The sequence below is a fragment of the Mesorhizobium sp. P2_D5 genome, from assembly GCF_056404355.1.
The window spans coordinates 42966-55003 of sequence record NZ_JBFUEE010000001.1 but is presented as its reverse complement, the minus strand read 5'-3'; the positions used below and the strand labels follow the sequence as shown (position 1 = coordinate 55003).

14 protein-coding genes are annotated in these 12038 nt (G+C 62.8%); 9 read left to right on the top strand and 5 right to left on the bottom strand.

Annotated features, from left to right (window positions below):
- The first annotated feature begins 112 nt into the window (after positions 1-112).
- Together AC1DYW_RS00290 and AC1DYW_RS00285 are read left to right on the top strand one after the other, a co-directional pair.
- Positions 113-892, top strand: coding sequence for a Bax inhibitor-1/YccA family protein (locus AC1DYW_RS00290; protein ID WP_095083988.1), 780 nt, complete (start codon positions 113-115; stop codon positions 890-892).
- 110 nt (positions 893-1002) lie between these two features.
- Positions 1003-1572, top strand: a complete 570-nt coding sequence (locus AC1DYW_RS00285; RefSeq protein ID WP_457152043.1) for a GNAT family N-acetyltransferase — start codon at positions 1003-1005, stop codon at positions 1570-1572.
- Between the two features lie 4 nt (positions 1573-1576).
- On the opposite strand, the gene AC1DYW_RS00280 is transcribed toward AC1DYW_RS00285, so the two are convergent.
- Both AC1DYW_RS00280 and AC1DYW_RS00275 read right to left on the bottom strand, forming a co-directional pair.
- A complete protein-coding gene (locus AC1DYW_RS00280; RefSeq protein WP_095084393.1) occupies positions 1577-1963 on the bottom strand; it encodes a DUF2794 domain-containing protein in 387 nt (128 codons plus the stop codon).
- 736 nt (positions 1964-2699) lie between these two features.
- Complete coding sequence (locus AC1DYW_RS00275) at positions 2700-3485, bottom strand: DUF1223 domain-containing protein (RefSeq protein WP_477224720.1); 786 nt, start codon at positions 3483-3485, stop codon at positions 2700-2702.
- A 175-nt stretch (positions 3486-3660) separates the two neighbouring features.
- Here AC1DYW_RS00275 and AC1DYW_RS00270 point away from each other — a divergent pair, with 175 nt between their 5' ends.
- Positions 3661-4365 (top strand): ceramidase domain-containing protein, encoded by a 705-nt coding sequence (locus AC1DYW_RS00270; RefSeq protein ID WP_477224719.1) that lies wholly within the window; start codon positions 3661-3663, stop codon positions 4363-4365.
- 75 nt (positions 4366-4440) lie between these two features.
- On the opposite strand, the gene acnA is transcribed toward AC1DYW_RS00270, so the two are convergent.
- Entirely contained in the window at positions 4441-7131 is a 2691-nt protein-coding gene (gene acnA, locus AC1DYW_RS00265) for an aconitate hydratase AcnA (RefSeq protein ID WP_457152947.1), read from the bottom strand.
- A 281-nt stretch (positions 7132-7412) separates the two neighbouring features.
- Between acnA and ccmA the strand changes: the two genes are divergently transcribed.
- The 4 genes from ccmA (at position 7413) to AC1DYW_RS00245 (ending at position 9619) form a co-directional block, all read left to right on the top strand.
- Positions 7413-8051: a heme ABC exporter ATP-binding protein CcmA gene (gene ccmA / locus AC1DYW_RS00260; protein WP_457152946.1), complete on the top strand. Its 639-nt coding sequence runs from the start codon at positions 7413-7415 to the stop codon at positions 8049-8051.
- Between the two features lie 37 nt (positions 8052-8088).
- Entirely contained in the window at positions 8089-8754 is a 666-nt protein-coding gene (gene ccmB / locus AC1DYW_RS00255) for a heme exporter protein CcmB (RefSeq protein ID WP_095083994.1), read from the top strand.
- Positions 8755-8879: 125 nt separating this feature from the next.
- Complete coding sequence (gene ccmD, locus AC1DYW_RS00250; RefSeq protein ID WP_095083995.1) at positions 8880-9047, top strand: heme exporter protein CcmD; 168 nt, start codon at positions 8880-8882, stop codon at positions 9045-9047.
- On the top strand, positions 9044-9619 hold the full coding sequence (locus AC1DYW_RS00245; protein WP_095083996.1) for a DsbE family thiol:disulfide interchange protein: 576 nt from the start codon (positions 9044-9046) through the stop codon (positions 9617-9619). The genes ccmD and AC1DYW_RS00245 overlap by 4 nt, the downstream gene beginning before the upstream one ends.
- A 158-nt stretch (positions 9620-9777) precedes the next feature.
- Here the strand turns inward: AC1DYW_RS00245 and AC1DYW_RS00240 are convergent, their stop codons facing one another.
- A complete protein-coding gene (locus tag AC1DYW_RS00240; protein WP_095083997.1) occupies positions 9778-9945 on the bottom strand; it encodes a hypothetical protein in 168 nt (55 codons plus the stop codon).
- Between the two features lie 388 nt (positions 9946-10333).
- On the opposite strand from AC1DYW_RS00240, the gene AC1DYW_RS00235 reads away from it, so the two are divergent.
- Both AC1DYW_RS00235 and AC1DYW_RS00230 read left to right on the top strand, forming a co-directional pair.
- A complete protein-coding gene (locus tag AC1DYW_RS00235; RefSeq protein ID WP_457152945.1) occupies positions 10334-11254 on the top strand; it encodes an SMP-30/gluconolactonase/LRE family protein in 921 nt (306 codons plus the stop codon).
- 33 nt (positions 11255-11287) lie between these two features.
- Positions 11288-11497 carry a tautomerase family protein gene (locus AC1DYW_RS00230; protein ID WP_477224718.1) on the top strand — a complete coding sequence of 70 codons (210 nt, stop codon included), beginning with the start codon at positions 11288-11290 and terminating at the stop codon, positions 11495-11497.
- Positions 11498-11499: 2 nt separating this feature from the next.
- On the opposite strand, the gene AC1DYW_RS00225 is transcribed toward AC1DYW_RS00230, so the two are convergent.
- Positions 11500-12030 (bottom strand): NADPH-dependent FMN reductase, encoded by a 531-nt coding sequence (locus AC1DYW_RS00225; protein WP_477224717.1) that lies wholly within the window; start codon positions 12028-12030, stop codon positions 11500-11502.
- Positions 12031-12038 lie beyond the last annotated feature (8 nt).

The following is a 12038-nucleotide window of genomic DNA, read 5'->3' as shown; positions in this document are numbered from 1 at the left end:
TCTTGACGCGAATTACCATCATATTTCGCCACAGGCATGCTGGAGCCCCGCCAGCGGCGCCTGGGTCCGGTGGACCTGACACCCGACGGGGCAGAAGCAATAGAGGACTCCCATGGCTGAACCCATTCGCAACTATCAGACGCGCGCCGTGCCCGGCGCCGGCGTTGATGCAGGCATCGATCAGGGCCTGCGCGCCTATATGATCAAGGTCTACAATCTGATGGGGCTTGGCCTCCTCATCACCGGTCTTGCCGCCGTCGGCACGATCATGCTGGCCACCACCACCGATCCGGCTTCGGCTGTCGCAACGCTGCCAAGCGGCGAGATGCTGACCTCGTTCGGCTACGCGATCTTCGGTTCGCCGCTGCGCTGGGTGGTGATGCTGGCGCCGCTGGCCGCCGTGCTGTTCCTGTCGTTCCGCGTCCAGTCGATGAGCGTTTCGGCGGCGCAGACGACGTTCTGGGTCTATGCCGGCCTCGTCGGCCTGTCGCTGTCGTCGATCTTCCTGGTCTACACCACGGCCAGCATTTCGCAGACCTTCTTCGCCACCGCCGCGGCCTTCGGTGCGCTGTCGCTCTACGGCTACACCACCAAGCGCGACCTGACCGCCTTCGGCTCGTTCCTGATCATGGGCGTGTTCGGCATCATCATAGCGTCGGTGATCAACATCTTCCTGCACTCGTCGGCACTTTCCTTCGCCGTCTCGGCGCTTGGCGTGCTGATCTTCTCGGGCCTGACCGCCTATGACACGCAGAAGATCAAGGAGATGTATTTCGAGGGCGACGCTTCGGATGTCGCCGGCCGCAAGGCCATCATGGGCGCGCTGACGCTCTACCTCGACTTCATCAACCTGTTCATGTTCCTGCTGCAGTTCATGGGCGACCGCCGCTAGTAGCAGCGACGCTTGGACCATTGAGTTCCAAAGGGCGGCCTAATGGGCCGCCCTTTTCTTTTGTGTCGGGTTTTGCTGTTATTGCGGCAGAATAACGGCGTGCATAAATAATGAGCAGTATCATCATGCGGCCCGCAACGGCGGCTGACCTCGACCGGATCACGGAAATCTATGCCGACGCGGTCAGCCAGGGCACGGCGAGTTATGAGCTGGAGCCGCCCAGCCGCGCCGAGATGGGCGAGCGATTCGACACTTTGATGGCTGGCGGCTTTCCCTATCTGGTGGCGGAAAAGGACGGCGCCGTGCTCGGCTATGCCTATGCCGGCGCTTTCCGGCCGCGCCCGGCCTACCGCTTCATCGTCGAGGATTCGGTCTATGTGGCGCCCGAGGCCAAGGGCCAGGGAGTCGGGCTGTTGCTCATGCAAAGCCTGATCGGGTCCTGCCGGGCGGCGGGCTTCCGTCAGGTCATCGCGGTGATCGGCGACGGGCGGCCGGAGAGCGCCTCGGTGCGGCTCCACGAAAAGCTCGGCTTTCGCCATTCGGGATGCCTCGAAGGCTCCGGCTACAAGCACGGGCGCTGGCTGGACACGGTGTTCATGCAGCTCCCGCTGAACGGCGGGGCGCTCGCTCCACCCGATCCCGATTCGCTGCCGGAGCGAAAATTCCGCCAGCAAAAATAAGTGGTTAGGCCTCGACGAGCTTCAGCTTGCTGTCGAAGATGCCAAGCACGCGGCCGAGCTCCTGGCCGCGCTTGAGGATGCGGCCGCCGGCGGCAATGACGGCAAAGGCGCCCTGCTTGCGTGCCAGTTTCGGGTCCTTGACGATCTGGAACAGCGGCACTTCGCTGGTGCGGCGGAACACGGAAAACACCGCCCTGTCGGTGAGATGATCGATGGCGTAGTCGCGCCATTCGTTGGCGGCGACCATGCGGCCGTAGAGCCTCAGGATCTGGTCCAGTTCACGCCGGTCGAACCGCACCGGCTGATCGAGGCGCTCAGGTCGCGCCTCGTGCAGCGGGATCAATATTGCGGATGCGTCAACATCCCCCGTCCCGCCGCTGTCGTCAGTCATGCCTCGATCCTTCAAAATGAATCTTTGCCAACCAAAGTTGGCGCGTTCGCAGCTGAATTGCAAGACCCGGCGAAGCAGGGCGGAGGCGCGCTGTTTCTGCAACGTCCAGTCACTTTTATGAAACGCCTTGTTGGAATTGGTGATGCTTCGCCATATTCTCGCCATTTTTTATCCGCGCTCCTGCCCCAATGTCCGACGAGTTTACCCGCGTTGCCTGAGACGGTTCGGTCCGGCACCGGCTCGTAAACCCCAAGCCCCCCGCCCACGGGTCTGCGTCGGATCGAACCAACCTCGGTCTTTCTTCGGAAGGATCGGGTGCGACGATCCCAAAACCTAAATGACCGACGTCAGAAGCAAGCTGACGTCGGTTTTTTGTTTTTGGGGCGGAGCGCGGGGCAATGCGGCGAGGCAGAGCATGATCGTTGTTCCGTAGCGAGCCTTCCCACCCCCTCTGTCCTGCCGGACATCTCCCCCGCAAGGGGAGATCGGATTTCACTTCTGCTTTCGCCAATCTCCAATGTCGAACAAGATGGCGAACACGACAAAGCTGCCAATCTCCCTCCTTGCGGGGGAGATGGCCGGCAGGCCAGAGGGGGGCTGTCCCGCCGACATCAAGGTCCTGTAAAGCTGTGGCGTCAGCGCATCGTTGCCTTGCCCCTGCCCTGCCTCAGGATGACGAAATGACGATCGTCTCGCTATCGGCGAAACGGAACGCGCCAATCGAGATGTGAAAGCTTCAAGGCTTGTGAATGAAGGCGGCGCCGAGAATGGGGCCGGGCAAGCCATCCCTGCCGACCGACTGCAGCAGCACGGCGCAGCCGCCCTTCTTGGAGATCTCGCTCATCGGCAATTCATAGCGCTGCGCCTTGCCGTGCCACATGCCGGCGGTCTGAATGCCCGAGACCGCGTTCCAGTAGGTCAGCTTGCGGCCGGTGTTCTCACCCTGGCCGATCTTGACCGTCTGCGGCGGGTCGAAATAGACGATGACGACATGGGCATCGCTGGGACCGTTTCCGGCATCGCCGGCGTCGATCATCACGCGGTCGCTGGTCCGGCTGACCTTGACGGCGACCCGCATGCCCTGGCCGCTCTTGGCCATCCGCGCCAGCGCGCCATCGACATCGACGCGACTGGCGCCGTTGACATGGACGCGGCCGTTGATGACGGCCTGCGGCGTGTAGACCGAGCGGCTGCCGAAGGCGCGCATATAGTCATTTTGCCGCTCGGTGTTCTCCTTGCGGCTCAGCGTGTCCTGCCAGCCGAGATAATCCCAGTAGTCGACATGGTAGGCGAGCGCGACGATGTCTTCCTTGGCGGCCAGTTCGGCGAACAACGCATCGGCCGGCGGACAGGAGTTGCAGCCCTGGCTGGTGAACAGCTCGACCACGCCCAGGGGCCCGTCAATCTGAGGTTTGTCGGCCTGCGTCTTGGCGGGCTCGGCGGTTTGGCCGATGCCGGCAGCCGCTGAGAAGGCCAGCGCAAGGGCCGCCAGCCATAATGTTTTTCGCGAGGCCATGGTCATTCCGATTCCCGCCGGTGGCGCCGGCTTTATTGTCGTTGCTGGAATATGTGGCAGAAGCGGAAGTCAACGGGAAGTCACGTTGCGGTGAAATTTTTGCCGTTGCAACCGACCGCAGCGGCGCAATAGGAGAAGGGCTCGCAGTTCAGGGTAGAAACCGATTCGGGCGGCAATCACGATGTGGCAAACTCTTTCGGCACCGATCGATCTCTATTGCGAGCGAACCGGGCCGGAACTCTGGTCCGAGCCGGTCAATGCCCTGACAAACCTTGCCTTCATCGCGGCCGGCCTGTGGGGTGTGCGCGAGGTGCGAAGGCTGCGCACCGGCACCTTCGCCGAGGTGCTGGCCTGGTGGGTGGTGGCAATCGGCATCGGCTCGACGATCTTCCACACCTTCGCCACCAGGGGCACGGTCTGGGCCGATGTGCTGCCGATCGCCGGCTTTACGCTGGCCTATACGCTGTTCAACCTGCGCCGCTTCCTCGGTATGCAATGGGGCAAGGCGATCGCCATCTTCGTCGCCTTTTACGTGGTTGCCGGGCTGCTGACGCTGGCGGTGCCGGACTGGCTTCGCCAGGCCTCGAATGGCACGACGGGCTACCTGCCGCCGTTCCTGGCGCTCGCCTTCTTCGGCATACTGGTGGCGGCCAGCGGCAATCGCGCCGGCTGGTACAATCTGGTGGGATCGGCGATCTTCGTCGTGTCCGTCATCTGCCGGATGGTCGACCCGCTGGTCTGCGCCGGCTTCCCGCTCGGCACGCATTTCCTCTGGCACATCCTCAACGGACTGATGCTCGGCGTGCTGCTGGCCGCAGCGGCGCGCTTCGGAGCGCCGAAAAATATGGGAGTAAGGGAATATGGGAGTAAGGCAGTAGGGGAATAGGTTAGCCTGTTCTTGCTTGCCCTACTCCCCTACTCCCCTACTCCCCTACTCCCTTACTGCCCTATTCCCTTATTACTATGCTGCCAGATCGCGCAGCACGTATTGCAGGATGCCGCCGTTCTTGAAGTAGTCGAGCTCGTCCAGCGTATCGATGCGGCAGATGATCGGCACGTTCTTCACCGTGCCGTCGCCATAGGTGACCTTGGCGGTCATCGTCTGGCGCGGCTTTATGGTGCTCAGCCCGTCGATCTCGACCAGCTCGTCACCCTTCAGGTTGAGCGACGCCCAGGATGTGCCGTCCTCGAAGACAAAGGGGATGACACCCATACCGACCAGGTTCGAGCGATGGATGCGCTCGAAGGACTGGGCGATGACGGCGCGCACGCCGAGCAGATTGGTGCCCTTGGCCGCCCAGTCGCGCGACGAGCCGTTGCCGTATTCGACACCGGCAAAGATCACCAGCGGCACGCCTTCCTTCTTGTATCCCATCGCCGCGTCGTAGATCGATTCCTCTTCCTTCGACGGGTAGTGGATGGTGTAGCCGCCTTCCCGGCCATTCTCGCCCAGCATGTGGTTGCGGATGCGGATGTTGGCGAAGGTGCCGCGCATCATCACCTCATGGTTGCCGCGACGCGTGCCGTACTGGTTGAAGTCGGCGACGCCGACGCCATGGTCGGTGAGATATTTGCCCGCCGGCGAGGCCGCCTTGATCGAACCGGCCGGGGAGATGTGGTCGGTGGTGATCTTGTCGCCGAACAGGCCGAGCACGCGGGCGCCCTTGATGTCGCCGATCTTGCCGAAACCAGCGGTCATGCCGGCGAAATAGGGCGGGTTCTGCACATAGGTCGAGTTGTCGTCCCAGGTGTAGGTCTGGCCTACCGGCGCCTCGACGTTCTGCCAGTATTCGTCGCCCTTGAAGACGTCGGCATATTTGCGGGCGAACAGCTCGCGGGTGACGTTCTTCTCGATGAACTCCTGGATCTCTGCCGAGCTCGGCCAGATATCCTTGAGGTAGACCGGATTGCCGTTCTTGTCGTCGCCGAGCGGCTCGGTGGTGAGGTCCTTGGTGACGGTTCCAGCCAACGCGTGCGCGACGACCAGCGGCGGCGAGGCGAGATAGTTCGCCTGCACGTCGGGCGAGACGCGGCCTTCGAAGTTGCGGTTGCCGGACAGGACCGCGGCGGCGATCAAGCCTTTTTCATTGATGGTTTTCGAGATCGGCGCCGGCAGCGGGCCGGAATTGCCGATGCAGGTGGTGCAGCCGAAGCCGACCAGGTTGAAGCCGATCTGGTCGAGCTCCTTCTGCAGTCCTGACTTTTCCAGATATTCTGCGACCACCTGGCTGCCCGGCGCCAGCGAGGTCTTGACCCATGGCTTCTGCTTCAAACCGAGGCGGTTGGCGTTGCGGGCCAGCAAGCCGGCGCCGATCAGCACGCTCGGGTTCGAGGTGTTGGTGCAGGAGGTGATGGCGGCGATGACGACATCGCCATGGCCGAGATCGTGGTCGGTGCCGTCGACGGCGTAGCGTTTGTGGATCTCGGCGGCCTTCTTGTACTCGGTCTCCATCGCCTTGGTGAAGCCTTCCGGAATGCCTTCCAGCGCGACGCGGCCTTCGGGCCGCTTGGGGCCGGCCATCGACGGCACGACGGAACCAAGTTCCAACTCGAGCAGGTCGGTGAACACCGGGTCGGCCGAGCCGGTGTCGCGCCACAGGCCTTGCGCCTTTGAATAGGCCTCGACCAGCGCGATGCGATCCTCGCTGCGGCCGGACATTGTGAGGTAGCGGATGGTTTCGCTGTCGACCGGAAAGAAGCCGCAGGTGGCGCCGTATTCGGGCGCCATGTTGCCGATGGTGGCGCGGTCGGCCAGCGTCATGTTTGAGAGGCCCGGGCCGAAGAACTCGACGAACTTGCCGACGACGCCCTTCTTGCGCAGCATCTGGGTGACGGTGAGCACGAGGTCGGTGGCGGTGACGCCTTCTTTCAGCTTGCCGGTGAGGCGGAAGCCGATGACCTCGGGCAGCAGCATGGAGACAGGCTGGCCAAGCATGGCCGCCTCGGCCTCGATGCCGCCGACGCCCCAGCCGAGCACGCCAAGGCCGTTGATCATCGTGGTGTGCGAATCGGTGCCGACGCAGGTATCGGGATAGGCGGTGGTTTCGCCGTCCTCAGTGTTGGTCCACACCACCTGGCCGAGATATTCGAGGTTGACCTGATGGCAGATGCCGGTGCCGGGCGGCACGACACGGAAGTTGCGGAACGCCTGCTGGCCCCATTTCAGGAACTTGTAGCGCTCTTCGTTGCGCTCGTATTCGAGCTCGACATTGCGGGCGAAGGCCAGCGGCGTGCCGAATTCATCGACGATGACGGAATGGTCGATGACGAGGTCGACGGGAACCAGCGGGTTGATCTTCTGCGGATCACCGCCGAGCGAGGCCATGGCGTCGCGCATGGCGGCAAGGTCGACCACGGCCGGAACGCCGGTGAAATCCTGCATCAGCACACGAGCTGGGCGATAGGCGATCTCGACGCCGGCGGTGCCCTTGTCGGTCAGCCAGCCGGCGACCGCCTGGATCGATTCCTTGGTGACGGAGCGACCGTCCTCGTTGCGCAGCAGGTTCTCCAGCAGCACCTTCATCGAATAGGGCAGCTGGGCAATGCCCGTGAGGCCGTTCTTCTCGGCCTCGATGAGATCGAAATAGACATACTCCGTACCGCTTGCGGTCAGCGTGCGGCGGCAATTGAAACTGTCTAGGGATTTTGACACGTGCGATCCTTGTCTGTTCAGCCTGAAAGGGAACGGACGCCGATGGCATGCAATCACGCGCAAAGGTGCGGGTACGGCCATTTCCGCTGTCCGTTCCCAAGCAACCCGAGCCGTTCAAGGCGGCGCGTGCGCTGGTTCGGCGCTAATTCTGTTCCCGCGCCGACCGCTGGCACGGATGCACCGCATATAGAGAATTTTCTGGAATAGTTCTAGACAGTTGCAAAGCAAATTTGTGCGATGCGGCAGCTGCCGCGACACATGGTTTTCAGGGCAGGCGAGGGATGCGGCTGATCGCCGAAAATCTGGGCGGCGAACGCGGCGGCGACACGGTGTTTTCCGGCATCGGCTTTGCCCTGGAGGACGGGCAGGCGCTGGTTGTCACCGGGCCCAATGGTGCCGGCAAATCGACCTTGCTGCGGGTCATCGCCGGGTTGCTGCCGGTGGCCGAAGGCAGTGTGCGGATCGAAGGCGTTGTGAAGATCGAAGACGTTGTGGAGATTGAAGACGGGGGCGAGGCATTTCCGTCGATCGCTGCGGCCTGTCATTACCTTGGTCACCAGAACGCCATGAAGCCTGCGCTCAGCGTGGCGGAAAATCTGCGCTTCTGGCGCGACTTCAACGGCGATGGACATGCCGGCGTCGAAGAGGCGCTGGAAACGGTCGGGCTGGGCGGCATCGGCCACCTGCCCTTCGGCTATCTCTCGACCGGGCAACGGCGGCGCGCGGCGATCGCCAAGCTTCTGGTCAGCCACCGTCCGCTGTGGCTGCTTGATGAGCCGACGGCGGGGCTGGACAAGGCTTCGGAGCGGCGATTTGCGCAGTTGATGGGGAAGCATTGTGGGGAGGGTGGGATCATCGTTGCGGCGACGCATTTGCCGCTGGGATTGGATGAGGCGAAGGAATTGAGGATGGGGCAGTGATGTCGGCGTTCCTCCCTGGGCAAAGGCACCTCAAAGCATGCTAGCCCTCTTCCTGCGCGACATCCGTCTCAACATCCGTGCCGGCGGCGGGGCCTTGACTGGGGTCATCTTCTTCCTCGCCGTCATCGCCACCATCCCTTTCGGCGTCGGGCCGGACCTCAAGCTGCTTGCCCGCATCGGGCCGGCGATCCTGTGGATTGGCGCGCTGCTCTCCTGCCTGCTTGGCCTTGACCGGCTGTTCCAGGCCGACCGCGAGGACGGCTCGCTCGATCTGCTGGTGCTCGGCAACGATCGGCACATGCTGGCCTTGACGGTGTTGACCAAATGTCTGGCGCATTGGGCGGGCAGCGTGCTGCCGTTGGTGGTCGCCGCTCCCTTGCTCGGCCTGTTCATGAACATGGAGCCGATCAGCATCGGTGCCACGGCGCTGACGCTGCTCGTCGGCACGCCGGCGATCACCTTTATCGGGGCGGCCGGTGCGGCGGTGGCGGTGGCGCTGCCGCGTGGCGGGCTGCTGATCTCGGTGCTGGTGCTGCCGCTGACCATCCCAGTGCTGATCTTCGGCGTTTCGGCGAGCTACGGCGCGACGGCCAATCCCGATCCGTTTCTGCAGCCCTTCCTCATTCTTGCCGCGCTGACCTTGTTTCTTGCGGTGCTGGGCCCGGTCTCGGCGGCGCTGGCGCTTCGTCATGGAACGGATTGAGGTGACATCAAAGGCTGCGGCGCGGCGCCCGATTGCGAAGCCGATGGTGCGGGGATAAGGGAAGGCATGTTCGAATTGGGCGACATGACCGGTTTGGAAAGCGGCACCTTGGCGGGGCCTGGCGTATGAGCGCGCACGCCCTCTACGTGACCGCCGCCTATACGATCACCGCCGTGGTGCTGGCCGGGCTGGTCGGCTGGATCCTGCTCGACCAGCGGGCGCGCAAGCGCGAACTCGCTGAACTCGAAGCGTCAGGCGTGCGGCGGCGTTCCGACAAGGGCGCCAAGCCATGAGCATGGAAACGGAAACGCCACCACCCAGTCGCCGCCTATTCGTGCTTTTGCCGCTGTTGATCTTCCTCGGCCTGGCCGGACTGTTCCTGTCGCAGCTGTTGTCGGGGCGCGATGTTTCGGAAGTGCCGTCGGCCCTGATCGGCCTGCCGGCGCCGCAGACGAACCTGCCGGCGCTGGAGGGCATCAACCTGCCCGGGCTCGATACGAAATCCTTCGCTGGCAAGGTGACGCTGGTCAACGTGTTTGCGTCGTGGTGCGCGCCGTGCCGCGAAGAGCACCCGGTGCTGCTGGCGCTGGCGCAGGACAAGCGTTTCGTGATGGCGGCGCTGAACTATAAGGACCAACCGGAAAACGCCCGCCGGTTCCTCGGCGATCTCGGCAATCCGTTCCAGGCGATAGGGGTCGACGAAGCCGGGCGCACGGCGATCGACTGGGGCGTCTACGGCGTGCCGGAAACCTTCGTCATCGGCAAGGACGGCAGGATCGCCTACAAGTATGTCGGGCCGCTGACGGCCGAGGCGGCGCGGATGGTGTTGTTGCCGCAGATCGACAGGGCACTGGCGGCGCATTGATATTCAGGTGTTGCCGGCCTGCAAACGGCGGCTTCCTTTGCTTCCGGTGCTCACGTACTCAAAAGTACGCTCTGCTCCGGTTCTCGGAATCCACCGTTTTCGGCTCAGCCTGACCTCAATCTCAACGCGCCTGGGCGGCGCCGAGCAATAGTCCGAGATCAGCCGTAGATCTGCTTGTGGACCTGGTAGAGCATTTCTGAACGGTCAGCGCGCATGTCGGCCAGATCGCGGCTGGAAAAGCTGTCGATTTCGGCGACGAGGCGGTTGTAGTGCTTGCGCTTGGCAATGCTGGTGCGAGCGCGGGTCATGAGATCGTTGAAGATCATAGCAAGGTTCCTTCTGTGCCGCGTTTCTGGCGGCCGGTTGTTCCTCCCTTGATCGATACGAAGCATGACATAGTAGTGATGCATTGCAAAAAGAAGATGTTGCAATGCACCATTGCACGCAGCGCATAGCCGGTTAATCGGTCCTTACTGGCAGTTCTGATGAGTTGGCGTTGCTTCCCATCTGCCTTGAGAGGTCAAGATGCGGTGAAGCGCTCATCATCGATCTTGCCAGATCGATTTCCGGCTGGCTTGATCGCGCCTGTAGCGTTGCGTCCTTCCGGACGTGCAAAGAACGCTGTAGCACTTTCATTTTGCGCATGATCCTTTCCGAAGATCGGAATCGATTTTTCGGGATCATGCGCCCGACCTAAATGCCGGGAGAAAAAGCATGGCCGCCGCAGATTATTACGAAATTCTTGATCCGCGTTTCGCGCGGCTGTTCAGTTCCAACGCGCAAGTGGAAAAGCTGTTCACTGGATGCCAATGGGCGGAAGGGCCAGCCTGGTTCGCCGCCGGCCGTTACGTCGTCTGGTCGGATATCCCCAACAACCGCATGCTGCGCTACGACGAGACGGACGGCAATGTCAGCGTCTTCCGTCAGCCCTCCGGCAATTCCAACGGCAACACCGTCGACCGGCAGGGCCGGCTGGTGACCTGCGAGCATTCGGGCCGCCGCGTCAGCCGCACCGAGTTCGATGGCTCGGTCACCACCATTGCCACCAAATGGCGCGGCAAGCGGCTGAACTCGCCCAATGATGCGGTGGTCAAGTCGGATGGCTCGATCTGGTTCACCGATCCGAGCTACGGCATCGACACCGACTATGAGGGCGACAAGGCCGAAAGCGAGATCGGCGCCTGCTACGTCTACCGGGTCGACCCCGGCACCGGCGAGGTCGAGGCCGTCATCACGGACATGGTCAGGCCCAACGGCCTTGCCTTCTCGCTCGACGAGAGCAAGCTCTATGTCGCCGACACCGGCCGCACGCATGGCGCGCAGGATCCTGCCCATATACGGGTGTTCAATGTCGGCAAGGGCGGCAAGAAGGTGTCGGGCGAAAAGGTCTTCGCCGATTGCACGGCCGGCCTGTTCGACGGCTTCAGGCTCGATGAGGACGGCCGCATCTGGACCAGTGCCGCCGACGGCATCCACTGCTACGATCCGGATGGGACGCTGATCGGCAAGGTCAAGGTGCCGGAAGTGACGGCCAATTGCGTGTTCGGCGGCAACAAGCGGAATTGCCTCTATATAGCCGGCACCACCTCACTCTACATGGTGCGGCTGATGGTCAACGGCGCCAAAACGTACTGAGCTGCCGTTAACAAAATCGAAGGGGAGGAAATCATGCCATTCGTCAACATCCGCATCGTCAAGGAAGTGATCGCCGCCGATCCGGCGGGCAAGAAGGCGGACATAGCCAAGAAAGTCACGGCCGCCATCGTGGACGCCACCGGCCTCAGCAATGACGATGTCTGGGTGGTCTTCGAGGAGGTCAACGCCCGCGACTGGTACGTCGGCAAGACCGATGTGGAGACACTGAGAAGCAAGAAGTAGCCTCAGCGGCTGGCGATGAAGTCCGCGAAAGCGGACAGCGCATTGTGCATCGCCAGCCGGTTTTCCGGCTTAGACAGGATGGTCTCCACCTCCGGCGGCTCCTTGCCGAGCAGGGCGATCTCCAGCACATCTTCGCAAAGCGCAAACGACATCGTGCGCATGATCTCGGTCAGCGCGGCGCGGGCAAACAGCGAACGCGGCGAGGCGTGCACCAGCATCGCAGGTTTCTCGACAGCGGCGTCGCGTGACACCAGCCAGTCGAGGGCGTTCTTCAGCCCCCCCGGCACTCCATGGGCATATTCCGGACAGGAGACGATGACGTCGTCGGCTTGAGTGACTGCGTCGATCAGTTCGGATGCCGCGAGCGGCGTCCGCTCGCCCTCATCGTCGGGATTGAAGATCGGCAGACGACCAAGCCGGTCATAGACTGTGACCCGACAGCCGGGCGAAGCATTCCGCGCCAGGGCCGCGACCAGCGCGGAATTGGTGGAGGCCGCCCGCAGGCTGCCGGAAATGGCAAGGAAGTTCAGCAAGGATTGGA

Coding starts and splice junctions, on each gene's coding strand:
- AC1DYW_RS00290 (WP_095083988.1), top strand. CDS start 113: ATGGCTGAACCCATTCGCAACTATCAGACGCGCGCCGTGCCCGGCGCC.
- AC1DYW_RS00285 (WP_457152043.1), top strand. CDS start 1,003: ATGAGCAGTATCATCATGCGGCCCGCAACGGCGGCTGACCTCGACCGG.
- AC1DYW_RS00280 (WP_095084393.1), bottom strand. CDS start 1,963: ATGACTGACGACAGCGGCGGGACGGGGGATGTTGACGCATCCGCAATA.
- AC1DYW_RS00275 (WP_477224720.1), bottom strand. CDS start 3,485: ATGACCATGGCCTCGCGAAAAACATTATGGCTGGCGGCCCTTGCGCTG.
- AC1DYW_RS00270 (WP_477224719.1), top strand. CDS start 3,661: ATGTGGCAAACTCTTTCGGCACCGATCGATCTCTATTGCGAGCGAACC.
- ccmA (WP_457152946.1), top strand. CDS start 7,413: ATGCGGCTGATCGCCGAAAATCTGGGCGGCGAACGCGGCGGCGACACG.
- ccmB (WP_095083994.1), top strand. CDS start 8,089: ATGCTAGCCCTCTTCCTGCGCGACATCCGTCTCAACATCCGTGCCGGC.
- ccmD (WP_095083995.1), top strand. CDS start 8,880: ATGAGCGCGCACGCCCTCTACGTGACCGCCGCCTATACGATCACCGCC.
- AC1DYW_RS00245 (WP_095083996.1), top strand. CDS start 9,044: ATGAGCATGGAAACGGAAACGCCACCACCCAGTCGCCGCCTATTCGTG.
- AC1DYW_RS00240 (WP_095083997.1), bottom strand. CDS start 9,945: ATGATCTTCAACGATCTCATGACCCGCGCTCGCACCAGCATTGCCAAG.
- AC1DYW_RS00235 (WP_457152945.1), top strand. CDS start 10,334: ATGGCCGCCGCAGATTATTACGAAATTCTTGATCCGCGTTTCGCGCGG.
- AC1DYW_RS00230 (WP_477224718.1), top strand. CDS start 11,288: ATGCCATTCGTCAACATCCGCATCGTCAAGGAAGTGATCGCCGCCGAT.